The sequence below is a fragment of the Micromonospora sp. NPDC050200 genome, assembly GCF_040656135.1.
In the GTDB taxonomy this organism is placed as follows: Bacteria; Actinomycetota; Actinomycetes; order Mycobacteriales; family Micromonosporaceae; genus Micromonospora.
Genome location: NZ_JBFALG010000009.1, coordinates 107,218 through 130,192 on the forward strand (window position 1 = coordinate 107,218; position 22,975 = coordinate 130,192).

Below are 22,975 nucleotides of genomic sequence, written 5' to 3' on the forward strand. Positions count from 1 at the left end.
CATGGCGATCATCGCGCTGGTCTCGGCCAAGGGCTCGCCCGGCGTCACCACCTCCGCGCTGGCCTGCACGCTGAGCTGGCACCGGCGGCTGGTGCTCGCCGAGTGCGACCCGGCCGGCGGCACCATCCTGGCCGGCTACCTCGGCGGCACGCTGGACGGGCCCCGGGGCATCGGCGAACTGGCCGTCGGCGAACTGCGCGACGGCAACCTGGAGGCGGCCTTCTGGTCACAGCTGGTCGACCTGGACGCGCCGAAGCGGGAACGGCTGCTGCTGCCGGGCGTGGTCGACCCGGTCCAGGCGGGCAGCGTCACCCCGCTCTGGCAGCGCTTCGCCGACTTCTTCGGCAGTCTGGAGAAGGGCCAACCCCCGTACGACGTGATCGTCGACTGTGGGCGGCTCCAGGTGCCCGGTCCACCGTGGCCGGTCCTGCGCGCCGCCGCGGTGGTGCTGCTGGTCACCCGAGCCCAGCTGCCCGACCTCTCCGCCACCCGGTCGATGATCCGGGCGATCGAACGGGACTTCACCGAGCACCGGGTGCCCCCGGGGACGCTGCGACTGCTGGTGGTCGGCGACGGTCACGGCAAGAGCGAGATCAGCAAGGCGCTGCGGGTGCCGGTGATCGGCACGGTGCCGACGGACCCGCGTACCGCCGAGGTGCTCAGCCTCGGCGGCACCGTACGCGCCGGGCGGCCGTTGATGCGCGCGGCCGGCGCCCTGGAGGCGCCGGTCCGGACGCTGCTGGACCGCCGCCGGGCCCGCCTGGCCTGGCCCGCGCACCAGGAGGTGCCGGATGTGGTGTGAGCGGCCCGGGGAGACACGTCATGCGGTTTGAGCCGGTCTCCCACGACCCGCGGCAGCAGCCGGGGGCGACCTCGACGATGCCGCCGCTGCCCGCGGCGAACGGCCGGCACCACCCGCCGGCGCGCTCGGTCGCACCGGCCGCGCCCGCCCCGCCGCCGCGCCCGCGGGTGGACTTCGCGGTGGTCCGCGAGCTGCGGCGGGAGCTGAGCGAACGGCTCACCCAGTGGCAGCGCGGCCGGGAGTTCGACGCGAACGCCGAGGACGTCGAGCGGGCCCGGCTCGCGGTCGCCGTGGTCTCCGGGTACGCCGACTCGGTGCGCCGGGCCGGCACCCCGATGGCCGCCGACGAGGAACGGATCCTGCTCGACCAGGTCACCGCCGAGCTGGTCGGGCTGGGCCGGCTCCAGACACTGCTGGTCGACGACACCATCGAGGAGGTGCACATCCTCGGCTGCGACCAGGTGCGCATCACCCGGCACGGCGGGGGCGTCGACTGGGTCGAGCCGATCGCCGACAGCGACGACGAGCTGGTGGAGATCCTCCAGGCGGCGGCCCGCCGGGCCGGCGCGACCGAGCGGTCCCTGTCGACGTCCAAGCCGACACTCGACCTGCAACTGCCCGACGGCAGCCGACTCGCGGCGGTGTTCCTGGTCAGCCACCGCCCGTACGCGGTGATCCGCAAGCACAACACGCTGGACGTGAGCCTGGAGGAGATCGCCGGCGCCCGCCCCGACCTGGACGAGATGATCGACCCGCTGCTGCGCGACTTCCTCCGCGCGTCCATGCGGGCGGGGCTGAACATCATGGTCGCCGGGCTGGCCGGGGCCGGGAAGACCACGGTCATCCGGGCGCTGATGGACGAGATCCCGCCCGACGAGCCGTACGTGCTGCTGGAGGAGAGCCGGGAGCTGCTGCCGGCCCGCCGTGGTCGCAAGCACCGGGCGGTGATGAGCTTCGAGTCCCGCGAGGGGCACGGCGAGCGCGGCCTGGACGGGCGACCGGCGGGCGAGGTGAGCATCGCCGACCTGATCCCGGTGTCGCTGCGGATGGGCGTGCTGCGGATCATCGTCGGCGAGGTCCGGTCCCGGGAGATCGTGCCGATGCTCCAGGCGATGACCACCAGCCGCGGTTCGATGTGCACCATCCACGCCCGTACCCCGGCCGGGGTGAGCGACCGGATCATCGAGCTGGCGCTGGCCCACGGCCGGGAGATGACGGTCGACCAGGCCCGGCGGATGGCCGGCAACGCCCTCGACCTGATCGTCTACGTGACCGTCGAGGACGAGACCGCGATCGGCGGGCGCAAGCACCGGTTCGTCTCCCACCTGGAGGAGGTGATCGGAGTCGGCGAGGGCAACCGGATCGTCACCACCTCCGTCTTCGGTCCCGGCCCCGACGGCCGGGCCGTCCCCCGCCACCTGCCGGAACGCATCCGCGACCAGCTGCTGCGGGTCGGCTACGACGCCCGGCTGCTGACCCGCTTCATCGAGGCCGGCACCGGCGCGTGGCGCCGCCCCCGGCACAGCCGACTCGGCCCGGCGGTGCGCCGGTGAGCGCGAGGAGTGAGCCGGGGTTGCGAGCCCCGCAGTCGCGAACGGAGATGGTCCGGTGAGCGCGAGGAGTGAGCCGGGGTTGCGAGCCCCGCAGTCGCGAACGGAGATGGTCCCGTGACGAACGTCGAGCTGATCGCCGTCGTCTCCGGGGCGGCCTGCGTCGCCGGGCTGGTGCTGGCCGTGGTCGCGCTGGTCGGCACCCGGGCGCCCGCCCGCAAGCCGCCGGGGGCCGGGCGCGGGCTGCGCCGGCTCTGGCTCGGCTCCGGCGTGGGCCGCCGCGAGCAGCGGGCGCACCAGGTCCGGCTGGCCGTGGCGGTGGCGGCCGGCGCGCTGGCCTTCCTGCTCACCGGGCTGCCGATGGTGGGGCTGATCGTGGCGGTGGCCGTGCCGGGGGTGCCCTGGCTCTTCTCGGTGGGCCGGGCCGAGGAGCGGACGATCGCCCGGATCGAGGCGGTCGGCGAGTGGACCCGCCGACTGAAGGACGTCTCCGCCACCGGTCAGGGCCTCCAGCAGTCGATCATCGGGACCATCGCCACCGTCCCGGAGGAGATCCAGGAGGAGGTACGGCTGCTCGCCGCCCGCCTCCAGGCCGGCTGGACGGCCCGCAGCGCGCTGCTCGCCTTCGCCGACGAGATCGGCGACCCGGTCTGCGACCAGGTGGTGGCCGCGCTGATCCTGCACCTGACCGACCGGGGCGAACGCCTCGGCGACGTGCTCGGCTCGATCGCCTCGGCCGCCGCCGCCGAGGTGGCCACCCGGCGCGAGGTGGAGGCCAAGCGCACCCAGCCCCGGTTCGCGGTCCGTTTCCTCACCGGGATGACCCTGGCCGTGCTGGCGTACGGGCTGCTGAACACCGAGTACGTCCGCCCGTACGGCACCGCGTTCGGGCAGCTGGTGATGGCGGTGCTCGGCACGGCCTTCGTCGGGCTGCTGGTCTGGGTGCGGTCGATGAGCCAGCCCCCGCCGCCGGCCCGCTTCCTCCCCGCCCCCGACCCGGAGGAGGCGATCGCGTGATCGTCAACTGGCAGCTCGCGATCGCCGTGCTCGGCGGCGCCACGGTGGGGCTGGGCCTGTTCCTGGCGGTCCGGGAGGCGTTGCCGGCCGTTCCGGCGCTCGGCCCCGCGCTGCGCCGGCTGCACCAGCCTCCGGGCACCGTCGCCCCGGGCCGGGGCCTGGACTGGTTGGGCGGTTTCTCCCGTTGGCTGGGCCCGCCGCACCGGCAGCTCGCCCTGATCGACAGGACCCCCGAGCAGTACGCCCTGTCGGTGCTGGTCTCCGCCCTTATCGGGCTGGCCACACCGACCGTGCTGGGGGCGGTGCTCTTCCTGGGCGGGGTGCGGCTGCCGGTGGTCGTACCGGTGCTGGGCAGCATCGGGATGGCGCTGGTCTGTGGGCTGCTGGCCCACCGCGCGGTGCTGGCGAGGGCGGACGCGGCGCGCGACGAGTTCCGGGCGGCCGTCTGCACCTACCTGGACCTGGTGGCGTTGCAACTGTCGGCGGCGCACGGCCCGGTGCAGTCGCTGGAGCGGGCGGCGGCGGTCTGCGACGGCTGGGTCTTCGACCGGATCCGCGAGTCGCTGCGGATCGCGCAGATGCAGATGCACTCGCCGTGGGACGAGCTTCAGGAGCTGGCCGAGCGGATCGGCATCCCGGAACTGGGCGACGTAGGGGCGATCATGCGCTCGTCGGGCAGCGAGGGCGCCCAGGTCCACGAGACCCTGCGCGGCCGCGCCGACTCGCTGCGGGACCAGATCCGCACCGACAACCTGGCCCGCGCCGAGGGGGTGACCAGCCGGCTGGACATCCCCGGTTCGCTACTGGTCTTCGTCCTGCTCGGTTTCATGCTCTACCCGTTCGTCGCCCGCCTGTAGGTCCGCATCCCGGCAAGGAGCAAGCCATGCAACTGATCGCCTACCTGCACGTCACGCTGGCCGCACGGTTGGCGGAACTGCGCCGCGAGGGGGACCGGGGCGACAGCCCGGTGCCGACCGCGGTGATCATCTTCGGCCTGGTCGCGGCGGCGATCGCCGTCACCGGTCTGGTGATGACGCGGGCCACCGACTGGATGAACAGCGTCCCGACCGCGCCGTGACCCCTCCGACGAGCTGGCCGGACACACTCCGGACCGGCCGGGCGGCCCGCACCGCCCGACCCGGGGGTGCCTCCGGCCGCACCCGACCGGGGCAGATCGCCCGGCACGTGCGGGCCGCGCGACGACGGCTCACCGCCGGGGGCACGGACCGGGGCGCGAACCCGGTCGAACTGGCCGTCGTCATGCCGGCGGTGCTGGTGCTGCTCTTCGCCTCGGTCCAGGTGGCCGCCTGGTTCGTCGCCCGGTCCACCGCGCTGAACGCCGCCCAGAGCGGGGTGAACGCGCAGCGGGTGCTCCAGGCGCCGGCCGGGGCGGGCGAGGCCCGGGCCACCCGGTTCCTCGGCGCCGCCGGTGACTGGCTCATCGGCTGGGACAGCCCCGGGCCGACCTGCGTCACCGGGCCCACCGAGGTCACCTGCACGGTCACCGGCCGGTCCCTGTCGATCATCCCGGGGGTCAGCTTCCGGGTCCGGCAGACCGCGCACGGCACCGTCGAACGCTGGACCGACCCGTGAGCGCCGCCGGGGACGGCCGCGCCCGGGGCTCGGTCTCCATCGAGGTGGCCGTGCTCGCCCCCGCGTTCATCGCGCTGATCGTGCTGGCCGGGGTGACCGGGCGGACCGCGATCGCCGACGAGGCGGTCGAGGCGGCCGCGCACGACGCCGCCCGGGCCGCCTCGATCTCCCGGGACGCCGGCACCGCCCGCGACGCGGCCCGCGACGCCGCCCGCCGCCAGCTCGACTGGCGGCACCTGAACTGCGCCGGCGCGCCCCGGATGACCCTCAGCGGCTCGGTGCGCGGCCGGTCGACCAGCTTCGACGCGGCGTACCGCAGCCCGGCCGGGCAACCGGCGAGCGTGACCGTCTCGGTGACCTGCGTGGTGTCCCACTCCGACCTGCGGCTGCCGGCGCTGCCCGGGATGCCCCTGCGCACCACCGCCTCGGCGACCTTCACCTCCCCGCTGGACCGCTACCGGAGCCGGGGATGACCGCCCGCCGGACAAGCGACGACGAGGGGCGGGTCAGCCTGTTCCTGGCCGTCGCCATGACCGGCGTGCTCGCGGTCATCGGCGTCGCGTACGACGGCGCCGGTCAGCTCCGCTCGCTGCAACGCGCCGACGACCTGGCCGCCGAGGCGGCCCGCAGCGGCGGCCAGGCCGTCGACCGGGCCCGCGCGATCGAGGGCGGCCCGAAGGAGATCGACGAGGTCGAGGCCCGGGCGGCGGTCCGCGACTACCTGTCCGCGGCGGGCGCCACCGGGCACTCGGTGAGCTTCCCGGTGGTCGGCGGCGAGAAGCAGATCCGGGTACGCGTCACCGTCACCTACCGCCGGCACCTGCTCGGCCTCTTCGGCATGGACGACACCGTCACCGTCTCGGGTGAGGCCACCGCGCGGGCGCTCACCGGGGCACCGTAGGAAGGGAAGGCCACCATGACCGCACCGCGTGGCTCCGCCGTTCGGCGGACCGGCCAGTTGCTCACCGGGTTCGGTTCGCTGGTCGTACTGGTCGCGCTGCTGGTGGGCGCGCCGGTGGCGTTGCTCGCCTTCGCCGGCAATCCGCTGCCCGACCAGCTGCCCACCCTTGCGGAGGTGGGCACGGCGTTGACCAGCCGGGACGACGGTCGGCTGTTCCTGCGGGCGCTGGCGGTCGTCGGCTGGTTCGGCTGGGCGACGTTCGCCTTCTCCGTACTGGTGGAACTGGGGGCGCAGGCGGCGCGGCGGCCGGCGCCCCGGCTGCCCGGGATGAGCCGGCAGCAGCGGGCGGCGGCGGCGCTGGTCGGGTCGGTCGCGCTGATCATCGCGGCGAGCCCGGCGGCCAGCGCGGCGGCGGCCGTGACGTACCCGGCGACGGCCACCACCGGGCACCCGGCGACCGGCGCGGTGGCGCTGCCGGCGACGGGGGCGACGGTGGTCCTCGCGGCGCCGCACCTCGGGTCGACGGGGGCGGTGCCGGCGGGCGGCGGCGAGGCGGCCCGGCCGCAGCCGGCCACCGCGCCGGTCTACCGGGTCGCCAGGGGCGACTACCTGGGCGAGGTGGCGGAACGCTACCTGGACGACTTCGACCGGTACCCGGAGGTGGCCCGGCTCAACCGGCTGCACGACGCCGACCGGATCCGCCCCGGCCAGCTGATCAAGCTGCCGGCCCGCGCCGAGGACGGCGGCGCGCGGAAACATGCGGCCGGCCGCCTGGTGTCAGGCCCGCCGACGCCACGCAAGCCGTCGCCGCACCCGCCGGCCGCCTCCTCGGCCCCGCCGCAGGGGTCGCCGGGCAGCACCGGGTCGCCGGTCCCCGACGAGCAGGCCGGGCCGGACACCCCCGGCGGTCAGGTCGGGCCGGCCGCCCCGGGTGGGCACGGCGGGACGTCGGGACAGCCCGCACCGCAGACGATGCCGCCGCCGGCGGAGCGGCCGGCGGGGGCGCCGCCGGCGATGGCGACCGGGGCGTCCCGGGCCACCGACGACGACGGGATGAACCGGCCGCTGGCGGTCTCCGCGGTGCTCGCCGTGGCCAGCATCGTCGGCGCGCAGATCGGTGCGGTACTCGGGCTGCGCCGCCGCCCGGCCCGGGCCGCCGCGGCCGCCCGCGCGCTGGCCTCCGGCCGCCACCGCCGCGACTGACCCGGGCCCGCGGACTCTCGCCCGCGCCGGCCCGACCCGGCGTGCCGCGACCCAGCGGGCACGCTCGACCCGGCGGGCACGCGGCCCGGCGGGCAGGCGAGGCCTGAGCGGCGCGAACCGGGTCAGGGCAGCTTGGTCTGGAGAACCCCGTTGACCACCCGGGTCGGCAGGATCTGCTGGTCGTTGGCGGACGGACCGTGCACGACCTCGCCGCCGTTGAGCCGGAACGTGGAGCCGTGCCAGGGGCAGACCACGCAGGCGTGGCCGTCGATCTCCTGCACCTCGCCCTGGCCGAGCGGGCCGCTCTGGTGCGGGCAGCGTTCCAGCATCACGGTGATCTCGTCGCCGTGCCGGTAGAGGATCACCGAGACTTCGTCCACCTGACGGGTGATCAGCTCGCGCTGCGGCAGCGTGGCCAGATCGCCGATCGGCTTCCACTCGTCGGCCATCAGGTGCAGCTCGGAGATGCTCTGGCTGACCTGCGCGCCCTGCTTGTACGCCAGGTGCCCGCCGATGTACGCCCCGGTGCTGGCCGCGCTCAGCCCCAGGTACGCCAGCGCCCGCCCGATGCCGTGCCGGCCGCGCATCCGGGCGGCGATCGAGCCGGCGTAGAACACCAGCGCGACGGAGTTGGCGGCGGCGTGCACCAGCCCGATCCGGCGTTGGTCCCGGGCGAGGGCGGCCCAGTCGTTCAGCCCGGCCACGGCGGCCGGGAGGGCGCTCACCGTGCCCAACGCGACCAGGGTGGTCGCGGCCCGGCGCTGGCCGGGCAGCAGGTCCACCACGGCCGCGCTGATCCACGCACCCACCGGCACCTGCACCATCGCGGGGTGCAGCGGATGGCCCAGCCAGACGCCGTGCAGCAGGTCACGGACCCGCTGCGGGCGCAGCGTCGACTGGACGGCCCGCTGGAGCCGGTCACCGACCGGGTCCAACCGGGCGTTCTGCTCAATCTTGTTCATCAGCGCTCGCACGTTCCCCGACTTCCCGGCAGGTGCGGTCGCAAACCGGGCGGCGGGTACGAATTGCGCCACCCGGTCGACGTCAGCGCCAGTCGTCGACCTTCGGGTGGAGGGTGGCGCTGCGGAAGAGACCGTCCAGGTTCCCGCCGAGCTTGCGGAGTTGCGAGGTCTGGCTCTTGACCGTGCCGGCGGTGCAGCCGAGGGTGGCGGCCACCTCGTCGACCGGCCGGTCGTGCAGGAATCGCAGCACCAGCACGGCCCGTTGCCGGGGCGGCACCTGGGCGAGCGCGGCGCGCAGCAGTTCCCGGTCCTCGACCGCGTCGCCGGTCGGGGCGGGCACCGGCTCGGGTGGCGTGTCGACCAGGCGGACCCGGGACCAGAGCCGGCGCTTCTCGTCGAGGAAGACCCGGACCAGCACGGTGCGCACGTACGCGTCGATGTTCTCCGCCTCGGGGGCCCGGCGCCAGCCGAATCCACCCACCCCGTCCGTGACCGACTCACCCCACTGACGGGGTCGGCTCCCGTCCAGGTTGTACGCCGCGCGGACTTTCTCATCGACGCGACACGCCCACAGCATGTGGTGTGTTGGCTTTTTGCGACCCACTACATCTAGGATCACTTTCACTGCTGGTGCGACCCTCCGGGGTCCGCCAGGCGTCGACGCCCGCCAGGCGTCGCGCCGAACAGGGAACCCGGTGCGAATCCGGGGCTGCCCCGCAGCGGTGAGCGGGAACGACCGCCGTCACGAGCACTGGGCCCGACGGGGCCGGGAAGCGACGGCCAGTAGGCGAACGCGCCAGACGCGTCTGCCCGCGAGTCCGAAGACCTGCCAGCACGGCGTGCCCACCGGGCGCGCGTACCACCCTCGGGGCCTCGCGGGAGGGCCGTCGAGCCGTACGGAGCACCGCCGGCACACCGACCGGCGGCCATCCGGCGTGCCGTCGTGCCCTCCCGGGGTCTCCACCGACCACCCAGGAGAGCACGTGACGGCGTCATCCACCATCGCCTCGCCCCCGGTCGGGGCACTGCGGGACCTGCTGCACCGGCACCACCACGACCTGCCCGACACGGACCCGGACCGGATCCTCGCCCTGGTGGAGTCGGGGCGTACCGCCGGGGCCGGCACCGACGAGCTGACCGGGCTGGCCATCGCGGCGGCGGCCGGGCTGACCGCCGAGGAGCCCGGGTACGCCCGGCTGGCCGCGCGCCTGCTCGCCGGGCGGATCGCCGACGAGACCACCGGCCAGGGCATCGACAGCTTCAGCGACAGCGTCGCCGCCGCGTACGCCGAAGGCCTGCTGGACCGGGGCTTCGCCGGCTTCGTCGCGGCGCACGCCGCCGCCCTCGACGCCCTGGTCGACCACACCGGCGACGCTGCCTTCGAGTACTTCGGGCTGCGCACGCTGCACGACCGCTACCTGCTGCGCCACCCGCACACCCGGGCGGTGCTGGAACGGCCGCAGCACTTCTGGCTGCGGGTGGCCGCCGGCCTGTCCGACACCGTCGAGGAAGCCGGCGAGCTGTACCGGCTGATGTCCCGGCTGGCCTACCTGCCCAGCTCGCCGACGCTGTTCAACACCGGCGCCCGGCACCAGCAGCTCTCCTCCTGCTTCCTGGTCGACTCGCCGCGCGACGAGCTGGACTCGATCTATGAGCGCTACACGCAGGTGGCGAAGCTGTCCAAGTTCGCCGGCGGGATCGGCATCTCGTGGTCCCGGGTGCGCTCGCGGGGGTCGCTGATCCGGGGCACCAACGGCCGCTCCAACGGCATCGTGCCCTGGCTGCGCACCCTGGACGCCAGCGTCGCGGCGGTCAACCAGGGTGGCCGGCGCAAGGGCGCGGCCTGCGTCTACCTGGACACCTGGCACGCCGACATCGAGGAGTTCCTGGAGCTGAAGGACAACACCGGCGACGAGGCCCGGCGGACCCACAACCTGAACCTGGCCAACTGGGTGCCGGACGAGTTCATGCGCCGGGTCGAGGCGGACGCCGACTGGTCGTTGTTCGACCCGAAGGAGGTGCCGGAGCTGGTCGACCTGTGGGGCGAGGCGTTCGACGCCGCGTACCGGGCGGCGGAGGCCGCCGGCAAGGCGGTGCGGACGCTGCCGGCCCGCACGCTGTACGGCCGGATGATGCGCACGCTGGCGCAGACCGGCAACGGCTGGATGACGTTCAAGGATGCCGCGAACCGCACCTGCAACCAGGTCGGCGCCGGTGGCGGCGTGGTGCACCACTCCAACCTCTGCACCGAGATCCTGGAGGTGACCAGCGACGACGAGACCGCGGTCTGCACGTTGGGCTCGGTCAACCTGGCCGCCCACCTGACCACCGACGGCGTCGACTTCGCGGAGTTGGCGCGGACCGTCCGGCTGGCGGTGGGGGCGCTGGACCGGGCGATCGACCGGAACTGGTTTCCCACCGGGCAGGCGGCGACCGCGCACCGGCGGTGGCGACCGCTGGGGCTGGGCGTGATGGGGCTGGCCGACGTCTTCGCCACCCTGCGGCTGCCGTTCGACTCGCCGGATGCGCTGGCCCTGTCCACCCGGATCGCGGAGGAGATCGCCCTGGCCGCGTACGACGCCTCCGCCGACCTGGCGGCGGCGCGGGGCGCGCACCCGGCGTACCCGCTGACCCGGGCGGCCGGCGGGGTGCTGCACCCGGACCACTGGCCGGACGCCCGGCCGGCCCGGCCGCAGGCGTGGGCGGCGCTGCGGGAGAAGGTGGCCCGGCACGGGCTGCGCAACTCGCTGCTGGTGGCGATCGCGCCGACGGCCACCATCGCCTCGATCGCCGGCTGCGCCGAGTGCGTCGAGCCGCTGGTCTCCAACGTCTTCAAGCGGGAGACCCTCTCCGGGGAGTTCCTCCAGGTCAACCGGCACCTGGTCGCCGACCTGAAGCGACTGGGCCGGTGGACGCCACAGACCCGGGACGCGATCAAGCGGGCGGACGGCTCGGTGCGGGAGCTGGACCTGCCGGCGGAGCTGAAGGCGCTGCACCGCACCGCCTGGGAGCTGCCGCAGAAGGCGCTGATCGACCTGGCCGCGGCCCGCGCGCCGTACGTGGACCAGTCGCAGTCGCTGAACCTGTTCCAGGCCAGCCCGACCATCGGCCGGCTCTCCTCCATGTACGCCTACGCCTGGCGGGCCGGGCTGAAGACCACCTACTACCTGCGGTCCCGCCCGGCGACCCGGATCGCCCAGACCACGGTCGCCGCCGCGCCGGCCGCCGCACCCGTGCCGTCGCAGCCGCGCCCCGTCGCGCCGGCCCTGCTCACCCTGTCCGTCGGCGAGAGCGACGCGGTCGCCTGCTCGCTGGAGAACCCCGAGATCTGCGAGGCCTGCCAGTGACGATGCTGCTCGACCCCGGTATGGACCTGACCCTGCGACCGATGCGCTACCCGGACTTCTACGAGCGGTTCCGGGCCGCCATCCGCAACACCTGGACGGTGGAGGAGGTGGACCTGACCTCCGACGTACCCGATCTGGCGAAGCTCTCCGACGGCGAGCGGCACCTGGTCCACCGGCTGGTGGCGTTCTTCGCCACCGGCGACTCGATCGTGGCCAACAACCTGGTGCTCAACCTCTACCAGCACGTCAACGCGCCCGAGGCCCGCCTCTACCTGTCCCGCCAACTGTACGAGGAGGCGGTGCACGTCCAGTTCTACCTGACCCTGCTCGACACCTACCTGCCCGACCATGACGAGCGGGCGAAGGCGTTCGCGGCGGTGGAGCACATCCCGTCGATCCGCGACAAGGCGGAGTTCTGCTTCCGCTGGATCGACTCGATCGGCCGGCTGCACCGGCTGGAGACCCGGGCGGAGCGGCGGGCGTTCCTGCTCAACCTGATCTGCTTCGCGGCCTGCGTGGAGGGGCTGTTCTTCTACGGCGCGTTCGCCTACGTCTACTGGCTGCGTTCGCGGGGCCTGCTCTCCGGGCTGGCCACCGGCACCAACTGGGTGTTCCGCGACGAGTCGATGCACATGGAGTTCGCCTTCTCGGTGGTCGACACCGTCCGCGCCGAGGAGCCGTCGCTGTTCGACGAGTCGATGGCGGATGAGGTGCGGACCATGCTGGACGAGGCGGTGGCGGCCGAGCTGGCCTTCGCCCGGGACCTCTGCGGGGACGGCCTGCCGGGCATGAACACCGCCGACATGCGCCGCTACCTGGAGTACGTGGCGGACGCGCGGCTCGCCCGGCTCGGCCTGCCGCCGGCGTACGGGTCGACGAACCCGTTCCCGTTCATGGAGTTGCAGGACGTGCAGGAGCTGACCAACTTCTTCGAGCGGCGGGTGTCCGCGTACCAGGTGGCAGTCGGCGGTGAGGTCAGCCTGGACGACGAATTCTGAGCCGCCTAGCCTCGGCGACATGCCTCAGCACCTGCTGAACCGGGTCGACGCCCGGCGGATCGCGGTACGCGCGCAACTGCTCGACGCGGACCGGCCGCCGGACCTGCTGACCGTGGTGAACCGGTTGGCGTTCCTGCAACTGGATCCGACGGCCGCCGTGGCGCCCAGCGCCGATCTCGTCGCGTGGACGCGGCTCGGCGCCGGGTACCGGCCGGACCACCTGCGGCAGGCGGTGGAGCGGGACCGCACCCTGTTCGAGCACCAGGCCATGGTGTGGCCGATGGCGGATCTCGGACTGCACCTCGCCGAGATGGCGGCGTGGCCGGAGGAGGGCTCGCGCAAGCACGCCTGGCTGGCGGCGAACGCCTCGTTCCGCCAGTTCGTGCTCGACCTGCTGCGCGACTCCGGCCCGCTGCTGTCCCGCGAGGTGCCGGACCGCAGCGTGGTCCCGTGGCCGTCGACCGGCTGGACGAACAACCGCAACGTCACGCAGATGCTGGAGCTCCTCACCGCCCGGGGCGAGGTCGCCGTCTCCGACCGGGTCGGGCGGCAACGACGGTGGGACCTGGCCGAGCGGGTCTACCCGGCGGACACGACGGTCGTCCCGGCGGACGAGGCCCGGAGGATGCGCGACGAGCGGCGGTTGCGCTCGCTGGGCATCGCCCGGGCGTCGGTCGTCGGGGAGGCCGGTGAGTCGGCGCAGGTCGAGGGCACGTCCGGCGGCTGGCGGATCGACCCGGCGGCCGGCGGCCAGCCGTTCGCCGGCCGCACCGCGCTGCTGTCGCCGTTCGACCGGCTGGTCCACGACCGGAAGCGGGCCTGGGAGCTCTTCGACTTCGAGTACGTCCTGGAGATGTACGTGCCGAAGGCGAAACGCCGCTGGGGTTACTTCGCGCTGCCCGTACTGCACCACGACCAACTGATCGGCAAGGTGGACGCCACGGCCGACCACAAGAGCTCCACTCTGCGGGTGCAGGCGATCCACCAGGACGTCCCCTTCACTCCCGCCGTCACCGCGGCGGTGGACGCCGAACTGGAGGCGTTGGCGTCCTGGCTCGGCCTGGCCAAGGTCACCGTGGTGTGACGAGCTGGTCGGCGGGCCCGACCAGGTCGCCGCAGCCACGGCCCGGAGTCGCCGCGACACGGTGACCGGCATGGCGGATCGGTCTCGATCACCGGGTCGCCGGCGTCTGGACCGGCTACCGGGCGGGAAACCGCATGCGCACCACGACGACCGCCTCTACAGTGGCGGGTTCCGGCCCGGGACGCGGTCGATCCGACCGCCGAGGCCACCCACCAGCACGGGGGAACCACCATGACGAGCCACCATGCCCGCGTCGCCCGTACCGTCCTGACCCTGGTCGTCACAGCCGGAGTCGCGGTCGGCTGCCAGCCGGCGGAGCCGGAGACGCCGCCGGCCGCCGCCTCGTCGACGACGAGCGCGCCCAGCCCGACGGTCGACGCCGCCGCGAACAGCAAGCAGGTCTGCGACGCCGCGCTCGCGGTGGCCAAGGAGCACTTCGTCGGGATGGCGGACGACGCCATCGCGGCCATCGACCACCCGGTCAGCGCCAAGGAAGCGGGCGACAAGGTCCGCGCCCACTACACGGCGATGGCGGAAGGGCTGCGCAAGGAGGCCGCCCGCGCCGCCGACCCGCAGGTGCGCGGTGCGGTGGAGAACCTGGCCGGCGCGGTCGAGAAGCGGCTGACCGGCCCGAACGCCACCAAGGTCGAGGCACCGGACCTGGACCCGGCCCTGAAGGCGTTGGACACCGCCTGCGGCCACTGACCCACCCGGCGCCGGCCGCCCCTGGCGTGCCGGCGCCGCCACGCGGCATGCTGTGCCGATGGTCGTACACGTCGCGCACGACGGGCCGGTGACCACCGTGATCCTCGACCGGGCGGCGTCGCGCAACGCCGTCGACGGTCCCACCGCGCGGGCCCTCGCCGACGCGTTCCGCGCCTTCGAGGCCGACCCGGACGCCCGGGTCGCGGTGCTCTGGGGGGCCGGCGGAACGTTCTGCTCCGGGGCCGACCTCAAGGCGATCGGCACACCCAGCGGCAACCGGGTCGAGCCGGACGGCGACGGCCCGATGGGCCCCACCCGGATGTCACTGTCCAAGCCGGTCGTCGCCGCCATCTCCGGGTACGCCGTGGCCGGCGGCCTGGAGCTGGCCCTCTGGTGCGACCTGCGGGTCGCCGAGTCGGACGCGGTGCTCGGGGTGTTCTGCCGGCGCTGGGGCGTACCGCTGATCGACGGCGGGACGGTCCGGCTGCCGAGGCTGATCGGGGAGAGCAGGGCGATGGACCTGATCCTCACCGGCCGCCCGGTGCCCGCCGAGGAGGCGTACGCGATGGGGTTGGTCAACCGGCTGGTCGCGCCGGGTGAGGCGCGGGCGGAGGCCGAGCGGCTGGCCGCCGAGATCGCCCGTCACCCGCAGACCTGCCTGCGCAACGACCGCGCCTCGGTGCTCGCCACCGCCGGTCTTCCCGAGCCGGCGGCGCTGGCCACCGAGCTGGCGTACGGCATGGAGTCGCTGGCCACGGATGCGGCGACCGGCGCGGCCCGGTTCGCCGCGGGCGCCGGCCGCCACGGCACCGTCAGCTGAGGTCGCGCAGGGCGTCCTCGATCGCCCGGTGGAAGGTCGGGTACGCGTAGATCATGTGCCGGAGATGGCTCAGCGGCACCGCCGCGTGCACCGCCACCACCAGCGCCGAGAGCACCTCGCCGCCGGCCGGGCCGACCGACGTCGCGCCGACCAGCACGCCCTGGTCGGCGTCGGCGACCAGCTTGATGAAGCCCTCGTTTCCGGCCTTGTGGATCCAGCCCCGGGCCGACGACGACAGCTGGGCGTAGCCGACCTGCACGTTGATGCCGCGCTGGCGGGCCTGCTGCTCGGTGAGGCCGACCGCGCCGACCTCCGGGTCGGTGAAGGTGACCCGAGGCAGCGCCCGGTAGTCGGCGCGGGGCAGGGTACCGGCGGCACCGCTGGGGCCGGTCGCGGTCATCGCGCCGCCGACCGCGCTGGCCGCGCCCATCGCACCGCCCACCACGCTGGCGGTCCCGCTGGCGTCTGGGCCGCCCTCGGCGTGCCGGGTGCGGTCGAGCACGTCGGCGACGACGATCGTCGCCTGGTACATCGCGATGTGGGTGAAGGCACCCTCACCGGTGACGTCGCCGACCGCCCAGACGCCGCCGGTGACCCGCATCTGCCCGTCGACCGGCAGGTAGCGCTGGGCGGCGTCCACACCTATCGTGTCCAGGCCCAGCTCGTCCAGGTGCGCCCTGCGTCCGGTGACCACCAGCAGCCGGTCCGCGCTGAACGCGTCGTCACCCGCGTGCAGCATGAAGGTGGAGCCGTCGTGGCTGACCCGGTCCGCCTTGATCCCGGTGCGGATCTCCACCCCGTCGGCGCGCAGGGCCGCGGCGGCCACCTCGGAGGACTCGGGCTCCTCGACGGCGAGGACCCGGTCCGCCGCCTCGACCACGGTCACCCGTACGCCGAACCGGGCGAACACCTGCGCCAACTCCAGCCCGATCGCCCCGCCGCCGAGGACCAGCAGCGACTCCGGCAACTCCTCGACCTCGATCGCCTGGTGGTTCGTCCAGTACGGCGTGTCGGCCAGCCCCTCGATCGGCGGCACGGAGGGCCGGGTGCCGGTGCCGAGCACGATTCCGTGCCGGGCCTGGAAGACCTGCTCGCCGACGCGTACCCGGCCGGGGCCGTCGAGCCGGCCGCTGCCGCGCAGGAACCGCCCACCCTTGCCGGTGAACCGGTCGACCGCCACCTTGTCGTCCCAGGTGTCGGTGGCCTCCTCGCGGATCCGCCTGGCCACCGGCGCCCAGTCCGGCCGGACCTGCGCCGAGCCGGCCAGCTCGTTGACCCGCCGCGCCTCGGCCAGCGCGTTCGCCGCCCTGATCATCATCTTGCTGGGGATGCACCCCCAGTACGGGCACTCCCCGCCGACCAGGTCCCGTTCGATGCCGACGACGCTCAGGCCTGCCTCGGCGAGCCGCCCGGCCACCTCCTCGCCGCCGACACCCAACCCGACCACGACCACGTCCACCGCTTCCGGCTCCGCCATGCCGCCAGCATTCCCCAGCCGCCGGACGCCGGCCAGCGGACCACACCGAATTCCCGGCCCGTCATCGATCCGGCCGCCTCCGGTGGCGGCATGCCCGATCGCTTCGCCCCGGCCAGCGGCCCGGCTCGCCGACCACGACCGGGTGGACGAACTGGTCGAGGCCCTGCCCTTCCTGCCTCTAGCCTCAGCCGGGGCGTCACGCTCGGTATCCACCTCGGGCGGGACGGCCAATCGCCGTACGCCCCTCATCGCGAAACCAGGCGCGGCCCGGGTACGGCGACCGGGCTGCCGGTCGGGGTGAGCAGGGCCCGGGCGGCGACCGCCATCCGGCGTCGCTGCGGCACCAGGGCCCGACGGACGAAGACGTCGTAGCCCTGCGCGGCGACCTCGTCGAGGATCCCACCGTAGAGCGCGTACGCGGTGCGCATGCACGCCTGCGAGGCGGGGCTGAGCAGGGTGATGCCCGGCGCGGCGGCCTCGTAGTGCGCCTGGGCTCGGGTCACCTCGTACTCGATCAGGTCCCGGATCCCGGCGGTGGTGCGGCCCTGCGCCTTCGCGGCGAGCAGGTCGTCGCGGGTGACGCCGAACTTGGCCAGGTCCTCGTCGGGTAGGTAGGTGCGGCCCCGGTCGAGGTCCTCGGCGACGTCCCGGATGAAGTTGGTGAGCTGGAAGGCGAAACCGAGCTGACGGGCCGGCTCGCGGGCCGCCGCCGGGTCGGAGCTGCCGAGGATCGGCAGCATCATCGTGCCGATTACCGCCGCCGATCCCTCCATGTAGTCGAGCAGGTCGTCGTAGGTCGGGTACGACATCACCGTCAGGTCCAGCGCCATGCTGCTCAGGAATGACGCGAAGTCGGCGCGGTCGAGATCGAAGATGGCGATGGTGTGCAGCACAGCCGGGAGCAGCGGGTCATGGACCGGCTCGCCGTGCAGGCCGGCGACGAACCGGGACGCCCAGTCGTCCAGCCGGGCGGCGCGGTCGTCGGGCGTCAGGTCCTCGGTACGGTCGACGATCTCGTCGGCGTGGCGCATGAAGCCATACAGGGCGTGGACATGACGCCGTTTCCACGGGGGAAGCAACCGAGTGGCGAGATAGTAGGTTCGGCCGTGCCGTTTGTGCAGCTCCTGGCAGCGGGCATAGGCGGCGGTAAGATCGGTCTCCACCTACCCTCCTCCAAGTTCGACGCAGGAATCGACGCAACTCGTAACCCTAGGGTACGCTCGCCCGCATGGCCAACGACGCAGTTGCGGGCAACGCGTTCCGCGTCGCGCCCGCACCGCCGGAAGCGACCGACGATCCGGTCCGCGGCGTACTGGCCGCGTTCACGAAGGCGCTGACCGCGCTGGGCACCGCGTCGATCGACGAGACCGCGGGTACCGCGCTGACCGGTCTCGCCACCGCCGCCACCAATCGGCGGGCATGATGAGCGATTCGGCAGAGGAGGTGGTCGCGTGCGGACCGTGAACGGACGCACGGACCGGGTGGTGGTCGTCGGCGCGGGACTGGGCGGGTTGGCGTGCGCGCTGCACCTGGCCGGCAGCGGCCGGCAGGTGACCGTGGTGGAACGCGAGCCGGTGCCGGGCGGCCGGGCCGGCCGGCTGGGCGTCGACGGGTACGAGTTCGACACCGGCCCCACCGTGCTCACCATGCCCGACCTGATCGCCGAGGCGCTGGGCGCGGTCGGCGAGGAACTCGACGACTGGCTGGACCTCACCCCGCTCGACCCCGCCTACCGGGCCTGGTACCCGGACGGCTCGACGCTGGACGTCATCACCGACACCACCCGGATGGCCGCCGAGATCGCCAAGGTGTGCGGTCCCCGGGAGGCCGACGGCTACCTGCGCTTCGTGGACTACGCGCGCAACCTGTGGCACTGGGAGCGGGCCGACTTCATCGACCGCAACCTGGACGCCCCGACCGACCTGCTCACCGCCAACCTGGTGAAGCTGCTGATCAACGGCGCGTTCCGGCGGCTCCAGACGAAGATCAACCAGTTCTTCCGGGACCCGCGCACCCAGCGCATCTTCTCCTTCCAGGCCATGTACGCCGGCCTCGCGCCGCACGACGCGCTGGCCATCTACAGCGTCATCGCCTACCTCGACTCGGTGGCCGGGGTCTACTTCCCGCGCGGCGGCATCCACGCGGTCTCCCAGGGCATGGCCGGCGCCGCCGAGAAGCACGGCGTGCAGTTCCGGTACGGCACCACGGTGACCCGGGTGGAGACCGCCAACGGCCGGGCCACCGGCGTGCTGACCGCCGACGGCGAGCTGATCCCGGCCGACGTGGTGGTGCTCAACCCGGACCTGCCGGTCGCCTACCGTGACCTGCTGCCGGCGACCCGTCGGCGGAAGCTGACCTACTCGCCCTCGTGCGTGGTCCTGCACGTCGGCTCGACGCAGGGGTATGGGAAGATCGCCCACCACAACATCCACTTCGGACGGTCGTGGCAGGGCACCTTCGACGAGGTCATCCGGCGCGGCGAGCTGATGACCGACCCGTCGCTGCTGGTCACCAACCCGAGCCGGACCGATCCGGCGGTCGCCCCGGCGGGGCGGCACACCTACTACGTGCTGGCCCCGGTGCCCAACCTGGAGCGGGCCCCGTTCGACTGGCGCGGCGACCTGAGCCGGCGCTACGCCGACCAGCTCGTGCGGACGCTGGAGGAACGAGGGTACGTGGGCTTCGGCGCCGGCATCGAGGTGAGACGTACGATCACCCCCGCCGAGTGGGAGGAGCAGGGCATGGCCGCCGGTACGCCCTTCGCCGCCGCGCACAGCCTCTTCCAGACCGGCCCGTTCCGCCCGTCGAACCTGCACCGGGAGCTGTCCAACGTCGTGTTCACCGGCTCCGGCACCCAGCCCGGCGTGGGTGTGCCGATGGTGCTGATCTCCGGGAAGCTGGCGGCCAACCGGATCACGGGGGCCGGGCGGTGAGCGGGGGGAGCGCGGCCCGGCGGCGCGGTCGCGGACGGGAGACGAATGCGATGCACACACCGAACGGAGGGCGGGTCCAATGACATCCCGGGAAGATCACCTTGTTGAGCTGGTCGACGACCGCGGCAACGTGCTCGGCGAGGCCACCGTGGCCGCGGCGCACCAGGCGCCGGGTCGGCTGCACCGCGCCTTCTCGGTACTGCTGGTCGACCCGGACGGCCGGGTGCTGCTCCAGCGGCGGGCCCCGGTGAAGACCCGGTTCCCGCAGCGCTGGGCCAACTCCTGCTGCGGACACCCCCAGCCGGCCGAGTCGCTCGTGGAGGCCGCCAACCGGCGGCTGGCCGAGGAACTGGGCGCGGCACCCGTCGCGCTGACCGAGGTCGGCGTCTACCTCTACTACGCCGAGGACCCGGCCACCGGCCGGGTCGAGTTCGAGTACGACCACGTGCTGCGGGCCGACGTGCCGGCCGACGTCACCGTGGTGCCGGACCCCGACGAGGTGTCCGAGCTGCGCTGGGTCGACCCGGTACGGCTGATGGCCGAGATCGACGCGGACCCCAGCACGTACGCGCCCTGGCTGGGCGGGGTGGTGAGCCGGCTGCTGCGCACCGGCGACCCCGCCGGCACCACCATCCCGTCCGGAGGTCCCGCGGACGACGCGTCGGAGCGGTCGGGTGGCCGATGAGGCGCTGAGCGCGGGGACCGTCGCGCGCCGACTGGGCGTGGCGGTCACCACGCTGCGTACCTGGCACCAGCGCTACGGCCTCGGCCCCAGCCGGCACGTACCGGGTCACCACCGGCGCTACACGCCGGGTGACCTCGCGCGCCTGGAGATCATGCGCCGGCTCACCGCGGAGGGGATCACCCCGGCCGAGGCGGCCCACTGGGCGAAGCAGAGCCCCGGGGCCGAGCCGCGGCTGCACGCCGGGACCGGCCGGGACGGCGGCGGGCAGACCATCCCGGTCGGCCGGGCCGGACCGGTCGCCCGTGGCCTGGCCCGGGCCGCCATGCGACTGGACTCCGCCGCGATCAGCGACACGATCACCGACGCCCTCGCCAGGGACGGCGTGGTCGCCACCTGGGAGGGCCTGCTCCGCCCGGTGCTGGCCGGCATCGGGGAGCGACACGCCGCGACCGCCGGGCTGATCGAGGTCGAGCACCTGGTGTCCCGGTGCGTCTCCGAGGCGTTCGCGGCGGCGGCCCGGTCCGGCACGGCCACCGACCCGGCCCGGATCCTGCTCTCCTGCGCCGACGAGGAGCAGCACACCCTGCCGTTGGAGGCGCTGGCCGCCGCCCTCGCCGAGAGGGGCGTGGCGTACCGGTTGCTCGGTGCCCGGATGCCGGTGGCGGCGCTGACCGAAGCGGTCAACCGCACCGGCCCGACGGCGGTGGTGGTCTGGTCGCACACCCGCGCCACCGCCGACCCGGGGCAGCTCTCCGCCCTGCTCGGGGTGCCCCGACGGCCGCTGCTGGTACTGGCCGCCGGCCCCGGCTGGCGGGCCGACACGCTGCCTGCCGGAGTGGTCCGGCCGGTCGACCTGTCCGAGGCGATCTCGCTGGCGCTCGCCGTCCGGGATTCGCTCGATCAGTCGAGCGGGGAGTGACCGGCCCTGCCGGATCGGCGCGCCGTCCACTACCGTCGGGGCCGTCCGCATACCCGACCCCCCTCGGAGTGACGATGCGTGCACGCCCCGTCCTGGCGGCCGCCCTCGGCATGGCCCTGCTCCTCGCCGGCTGCGGCGATTCGCAGCGGGACCCAGGGCAGGCCGCAGCGCCCGCCCCGACTGCGGCGAGCTCGTCGCCGGCGGTGGCCCCGTCGCCGACCCCGACGCCGACCACCAGACCCAAACCCCGGTTGCGGCCGAAGCCCACCACCCTCCCCGCCGGCCTGCGGCGCGCCACCGGCGTACGCGCGGTGGCGCTGACGTTCGACGACGGCCCGGACCCGGCGTGGACGCCGAAGGTCCTCGACCAGCTGCGGACCGCCCGGGTCAAGGCGACGTTCTGCCTGGTCGGCACCCAGGTACGCAAGCACCCGGAGCTGGTCGCCCGGATCGTCCGCGAGGGTCACCAGCTCTGCAACCACAGCTGGCGGCACGACTTCGACCTGGGCCGCCGGCCGGTGGCCGACATCCGGGCCGACCTGATCCGGACCAACCGGGCCATCCAGGCCGCCGTCCCGGGCGCCAAGGTGCCGTTCTACCGCCAGCCCGGCGGCCGGTGGACCCCGGAGGTGGTGGCGGTGGCCCGGCAGCTCGGCATGCGGTCCCTGCACTGGACCGTGGACCCGCAGGACTGGGCGAAGCCGAGCGCCGAGACCCTCATCAAGCGGGTCCACGGCTCCGCCCGCCCCGGCGCGATCGTGCTGATGCACGACGGCGGGGGCGATCGCAGCCGTACCCTGGCCGCCTGCCCGCACGTGATCACCGACCTGAAACGGCGCTTCGGCATCGCCCCACCCCGCTGACACCCGCCCTGACCTGTAGCTTTGCGAGCGACTGTGCCAGCGGCCATACCGGTTTGGTCGACCGCCGGGGCATGGCATATGCTTCTCATGCCTCCGGCGGGGCCGGATGGGAGCAAGTCCGCTTGAAGTTGCGAGTGTGCAATGATGGCGGGGCCGCCCTCATCGTCTAGCGGCCCAGGACGCCGCCCTTTCAAGGCGGTAGCACGGGTTCGAATCCCGTTGGGGGCACGGTCCGGCTCGCGCCGGATGCAACACCAGTCAGGTCCTGTGGAGCAGTTGGAGTGCTCGCCGCCCTGTCAAGGCGGAGGTCGCGGGTTCAAGTCCCGTCAGGACCGCCAGCGCCGACGCCGCGTGAACCATTGCGCGGCGTTCTGCGTATCGGAGCATGCAACCGTGTCGGCGGAGACCCCGCTTTCCGGGTAGCATGAGCCGAGCACCACGGCCAGGTAGCTCAGTTGGTACGAGCGTCCGACTGAAAATCGGAAGGTCGGCGGTTCGACCCCGCCCCTGGCCACATAGCCTTTCGCCGGGCTACAGGAGCGCCGACCAGCGGAAACGCCGGTCGGCGCTCTGCTTTGTGCGCCCCGCGAGCCCGCCTGTCCGGTCTGGCCCTCGTCGCCCCCGGAATCCCGCTGACGGCCGACTCTTGTCGCATCGGCTTACTCCCCCTCGCCCTGGCGTCCTTCGCGCCACAGCTCGTGTTCCCTGAGCAGCCAAGCAAGCCAATAGAGGCCGAAGGAGACCACGAAGACGGCGAGCAACACCAGCGCCACGGCGCTCACAATGCCGTTCGATGGCGGCTCATTGAGCATGAGAAGCACGACGCCCAGGAAGAGTGAGGTCAACATCAACGACCGGAAGGTCGGTTGTTCCACGGGATGCTTGCGGGGGTTGGGCATCAACACTCCTTCGCGAGGTCGGCTCATACTCACGACTCAGGCAAGTTCCTGCAAGGGGCTGATCTGGGTGGCTGACAGCAGCAGGAGGGACACGTGGACCTGAGGCGGCGGATCTCTGAGGAGGGCCGGGGTTCGGGGCGGAGCCCCGAGGTCTTCAGGGTCCTGGTTGTCCGTCGGCGTGGCCGGCCGGCCCGGCCGATGCCGGCCGGAGGTTGCC

24 protein-coding genes, 3 tRNA genes and 1 riboswitch are annotated in these 22,975 nt (G+C 73.8%); of the genes, 22 read left to right on the forward strand and 5 right to left on the reverse strand.

Translation table 11 applies throughout. The annotated features are described in order from the left end of the window. The first annotated feature begins 1 nt into the window (after position 1). The 9 genes from AB0I41_RS08930 to AB0I41_RS08970 all read left to right on the forward strand — a co-directional run bounded on the left by AB0I41_RS08930 (position 2) and on the right by AB0I41_RS08970 (position 7,066). A complete protein-coding gene (locus AB0I41_RS08930) occupies positions 2–802 on the forward strand; it encodes a ParA family protein (protein WP_357103769.1) in 801 nt (266 codons plus the stop codon). A gap of 20 nt (positions 803–822) precedes the next feature. Then, positions 823–2,355 carry a CpaF/VirB11 family protein gene (locus AB0I41_RS08935; RefSeq protein WP_357103772.1) on the forward strand — a complete coding sequence of 511 codons (1,533 nt, stop codon included), beginning with the start codon at positions 823–825 and terminating at the stop codon, positions 2,353–2,355. A 114-nt stretch (positions 2,356–2,469) separates the two neighbouring features. After that, the gene (locus AB0I41_RS08940) at positions 2,470–3,369 is read left to right on the forward strand and encodes a type II secretion system F family protein (protein ID WP_357103775.1); all 900 of its coding nucleotides are present in this window, start codon (positions 2,470–2,472) and stop codon (positions 3,367–3,369) included. Continuing rightward, a complete protein-coding gene (locus tag AB0I41_RS08945; protein ID WP_357103915.1) occupies positions 3,369–4,226 on the forward strand; it encodes a type II secretion system F family protein in 858 nt (285 codons plus the stop codon). The genes AB0I41_RS08940 and AB0I41_RS08945 overlap by 1 nt, the downstream gene beginning before the upstream one ends. A gap of 26 nt (positions 4,227–4,252) precedes the next feature. Then, positions 4,253–4,447 carry a hypothetical protein gene (locus AB0I41_RS08950; protein WP_357103778.1) on the forward strand — a complete coding sequence of 65 codons (195 nt, stop codon included), beginning with the start codon at positions 4,253–4,255 and terminating at the stop codon, positions 4,445–4,447. 95 nt (positions 4,448–4,542) lie between these two features. After that, positions 4,543–4,962: a TadE family protein gene (locus AB0I41_RS08955; protein WP_357103918.1), complete on the forward strand. Its 420-nt coding sequence runs from the start codon at positions 4,543–4,545 to the stop codon at positions 4,960–4,962. Further along, positions 4,959–5,435 carry a TadE/TadG family type IV pilus assembly protein gene (locus AB0I41_RS08960; RefSeq protein ID WP_357103780.1) on the forward strand — a complete coding sequence of 159 codons (477 nt, stop codon included), beginning with the start codon at positions 4,959–4,961 and terminating at the stop codon, positions 5,433–5,435. Before AB0I41_RS08955 ends, AB0I41_RS08960 begins: the two co-directional genes overlap by 4 nt. Beyond that, the gene (locus AB0I41_RS08965; RefSeq protein ID WP_357103782.1) at positions 5,432–5,863 is read left to right on the forward strand and encodes a hypothetical protein; all 432 of its coding nucleotides are present in this window, start codon (positions 5,432–5,434) and stop codon (positions 5,861–5,863) included. The genes AB0I41_RS08960 and AB0I41_RS08965 overlap by 4 nt, the downstream gene beginning before the upstream one ends. 15 nt (positions 5,864–5,878) lie before the next feature. Next, a complete protein-coding gene (locus AB0I41_RS08970; RefSeq protein ID WP_357103785.1) occupies positions 5,879–7,066 on the forward strand; it encodes a LysM peptidoglycan-binding domain-containing protein in 1,188 nt (395 codons plus the stop codon). Positions 7,067–7,188: 122 nt separating this feature from the next. On the opposite strand, the gene AB0I41_RS08975 is transcribed toward AB0I41_RS08970, so the two are convergent. Together AB0I41_RS08975 and AB0I41_RS08980 are read right to left on the reverse strand one after the other, a co-directional pair. After that, complete coding sequence (locus AB0I41_RS08975) at positions 7,189–8,028, reverse strand: Rieske 2Fe-2S domain-containing protein (protein WP_357103788.1); 840 nt, start codon at positions 8,026–8,028, stop codon at positions 7,189–7,191. Positions 8,029–8,110: 82 nt separating this feature from the next. Beyond that, the gene (locus AB0I41_RS08980) at positions 8,111–8,632 is read right to left on the reverse strand and encodes a sigma-70 family RNA polymerase sigma factor (protein WP_357103791.1); all 522 of its coding nucleotides are present in this window, start codon (positions 8,630–8,632) and stop codon (positions 8,111–8,113) included. Between the two features lie 78 nt (positions 8,633–8,710). Then, a riboswitch (cobalamin riboswitch) is annotated at positions 8,711–8,856 on the forward strand. Between the two features lie 230 nt (positions 8,857–9,086). On the opposite strand from AB0I41_RS08980, the gene AB0I41_RS08985 reads away from it, so the two are divergent. From AB0I41_RS08985 to AB0I41_RS09005, 5 genes are all read left to right on the forward strand, one after another. Beyond that, positions 9,087–11,375 carry a ribonucleoside-diphosphate reductase subunit alpha gene (locus AB0I41_RS08985; protein WP_357103921.1) on the forward strand — a complete coding sequence of 763 codons (2,289 nt, stop codon included), beginning with the start codon at positions 9,087–9,089 and terminating at the stop codon, positions 11,373–11,375. Between the two features lie 2 nt (positions 11,376–11,377). Next, complete coding sequence (locus AB0I41_RS08990; RefSeq protein WP_357103924.1) at positions 11,378–12,373, forward strand: ribonucleotide-diphosphate reductase subunit beta; 996 nt, start codon at positions 11,378–11,380, stop codon at positions 12,371–12,373. 19 nt (positions 12,374–12,392) lie between these two features. Further along, positions 12,393–13,457, forward strand: coding sequence for a crosslink repair DNA glycosylase YcaQ family protein (locus AB0I41_RS08995; RefSeq protein ID WP_357103793.1), 1,065 nt, complete (start codon positions 12,393–12,395; stop codon positions 13,455–13,457). Positions 13,458–13,688: 231 nt separating this feature from the next. After that, entirely contained in the window at positions 13,689–14,162 is a 474-nt protein-coding gene (locus AB0I41_RS09000) for a hypothetical protein (RefSeq protein WP_357103796.1), read from the forward strand. A 58-nt stretch (positions 14,163–14,220) separates the two neighbouring features. After that, positions 14,221–14,982, forward strand: a complete 762-nt coding sequence (locus AB0I41_RS09005; RefSeq protein WP_357103798.1) for a crotonase/enoyl-CoA hydratase family protein — start codon at positions 14,221–14,223, stop codon at positions 14,980–14,982. Here AB0I41_RS09005 and AB0I41_RS09010 read toward each other — a convergent pair. Together AB0I41_RS09010 and AB0I41_RS09015 are read right to left on the reverse strand one after the other, a co-directional pair. Continuing rightward, positions 14,975–16,459 (reverse strand): FAD-dependent oxidoreductase, encoded by a 1,485-nt coding sequence (locus AB0I41_RS09010; RefSeq protein ID WP_357103801.1) that lies wholly within the window; start codon positions 16,457–16,459, stop codon positions 14,975–14,977. The two genes, AB0I41_RS09005 and AB0I41_RS09010, sit on opposite strands and share 8 nt — an antisense overlap. A 245-nt stretch (positions 16,460–16,704) precedes the next feature. Further along, positions 16,705–17,622 (reverse strand): phytoene/squalene synthase family protein, encoded by a 918-nt coding sequence (locus tag AB0I41_RS09015; RefSeq protein WP_357103804.1) that lies wholly within the window; start codon positions 17,620–17,622, stop codon positions 16,705–16,707. A gap of 65 nt (positions 17,623–17,687) precedes the next feature. On the opposite strand from AB0I41_RS09015, the gene AB0I41_RS09020 reads away from it, so the two are divergent. The 8 genes from AB0I41_RS09020 to AB0I41_RS09055 all read left to right on the forward strand — a co-directional run bounded on the left by AB0I41_RS09020 (position 17,688) and on the right by AB0I41_RS09055 (position 22,373). Further along, positions 17,688–17,882 carry a hypothetical protein gene (locus tag AB0I41_RS09020; RefSeq protein ID WP_357103807.1) on the forward strand — a complete coding sequence of 65 codons (195 nt, stop codon included), beginning with the start codon at positions 17,688–17,690 and terminating at the stop codon, positions 17,880–17,882. A gap of 28 nt (positions 17,883–17,910) precedes the next feature. Then, positions 17,911–19,392, forward strand: coding sequence for a phytoene desaturase family protein (crtI, locus tag AB0I41_RS09025; protein WP_357103810.1), 1,482 nt, complete (start codon positions 17,911–17,913; stop codon positions 19,390–19,392). A 79-nt stretch (positions 19,393–19,471) separates the two neighbouring features. Continuing rightward, on the forward strand, positions 19,472–20,077 hold the full coding sequence (gene idi, locus AB0I41_RS09030) for an isopentenyl-diphosphate Delta-isomerase (RefSeq protein ID WP_357103813.1): 606 nt from the start codon (positions 19,472–19,474) through the stop codon (positions 20,075–20,077). After that, the gene (locus tag AB0I41_RS09035) at positions 20,067–20,996 is read left to right on the forward strand and encodes a MerR family transcriptional regulator (protein ID WP_357103816.1); all 930 of its coding nucleotides are present in this window, start codon (positions 20,067–20,069) and stop codon (positions 20,994–20,996) included. The genes idi and AB0I41_RS09035 overlap by 11 nt, the downstream gene beginning before the upstream one ends. A gap of 74 nt (positions 20,997–21,070) precedes the next feature. Further along, positions 21,071–21,859, forward strand: coding sequence for a polysaccharide deacetylase family protein (locus AB0I41_RS09040; protein WP_357103819.1), 789 nt, complete (start codon positions 21,071–21,073; stop codon positions 21,857–21,859). Between the two features lie 155 nt (positions 21,860–22,014). Continuing rightward, a tRNA-Glu gene (locus AB0I41_RS09045) sits at positions 22,015–22,087 on the forward strand. A 33-nt stretch (positions 22,088–22,120) separates the two neighbouring features. Next, positions 22,121–22,197: transfer RNA gene (locus tag AB0I41_RS09050), tRNA-Asp, on the forward strand. A 102-nt stretch (positions 22,198–22,299) separates the two neighbouring features. Continuing rightward, positions 22,300–22,373: transfer RNA gene (locus tag AB0I41_RS09055), tRNA-Phe, on the forward strand. Positions 22,374–22,518: 145 nt separating this feature from the next. On the opposite strand, the gene AB0I41_RS09060 is transcribed toward AB0I41_RS09055, so the two are convergent. Further along, the gene (locus tag AB0I41_RS09060; protein ID WP_357103821.1) at positions 22,519–22,758 is read right to left on the reverse strand and encodes a hypothetical protein; all 240 of its coding nucleotides are present in this window, start codon (positions 22,756–22,758) and stop codon (positions 22,519–22,521) included. Between the last annotated feature and the right edge of the window lie 217 nt (positions 22,759–22,975).

Excerpts from the sequence above, each read along its gene's own strand:
- AB0I41_RS09040 (WP_357103819.1), top strand. The coding sequence starts at position 21,071 with ATGCGTGCACGCCCCGTCCTGGCGGCCGCCCTCGGCATGGCCCTGCTC.
- AB0I41_RS08930 (WP_357103769.1), top strand. The coding sequence starts at position 2 with ATGGCGATCATCGCGCTGGTCTCGGCCAAGGGCTCGCCCGGCGTCACC.
- AB0I41_RS08950 (WP_357103778.1), top strand. The coding sequence starts at position 4,253 with ATGCAACTGATCGCCTACCTGCACGTCACGCTGGCCGCACGGTTGGCG.
- idi (WP_357103813.1), top strand. The coding sequence starts at position 19,472 with ATGACATCCCGGGAAGATCACCTTGTTGAGCTGGTCGACGACCGCGGC.
- AB0I41_RS08975 (WP_357103788.1), bottom strand. The coding sequence starts at position 8,028 with ATGAACAAGATTGAGCAGAACGCCCGGTTGGACCCGGTCGGTGACCGG.
- AB0I41_RS08990 (WP_357103924.1), top strand. The coding sequence starts at position 11,378 with ATGCTGCTCGACCCCGGTATGGACCTGACCCTGCGACCGATGCGCTAC.
- AB0I41_RS09020 (WP_357103807.1), top strand. The coding sequence starts at position 17,688 with ATGGCCAACGACGCAGTTGCGGGCAACGCGTTCCGCGTCGCGCCCGCA.
- AB0I41_RS09010 (WP_357103801.1), bottom strand. The coding sequence starts at position 16,459 with ATGGCGGAGCCGGAAGCGGTGGACGTGGTCGTGGTCGGGTTGGGTGTC.
- AB0I41_RS09060 (WP_357103821.1), bottom strand. The coding sequence starts at position 22,758 with ATGCCCAACCCCCGCAAGCATCCCGTGGAACAACCGACCTTCCGGTCG.
- AB0I41_RS08970 (WP_357103785.1), top strand. The coding sequence starts at position 5,879 with ATGACCGCACCGCGTGGCTCCGCCGTTCGGCGGACCGGCCAGTTGCTC.
- AB0I41_RS08995 (WP_357103793.1), top strand. The coding sequence starts at position 12,393 with ATGCCTCAGCACCTGCTGAACCGGGTCGACGCCCGGCGGATCGCGGTA.
- AB0I41_RS09000 (WP_357103796.1), top strand. The coding sequence starts at position 13,689 with ATGACGAGCCACCATGCCCGCGTCGCCCGTACCGTCCTGACCCTGGTC.
- AB0I41_RS08935 (WP_357103772.1), top strand. The coding sequence starts at position 823 with ATGCGGTTTGAGCCGGTCTCCCACGACCCGCGGCAGCAGCCGGGGGCG.
- AB0I41_RS09005 (WP_357103798.1), top strand. The coding sequence starts at position 14,221 with ATGGTCGTACACGTCGCGCACGACGGGCCGGTGACCACCGTGATCCTC.
- AB0I41_RS08965 (WP_357103782.1), top strand. The coding sequence starts at position 5,432 with ATGACCGCCCGCCGGACAAGCGACGACGAGGGGCGGGTCAGCCTGTTC.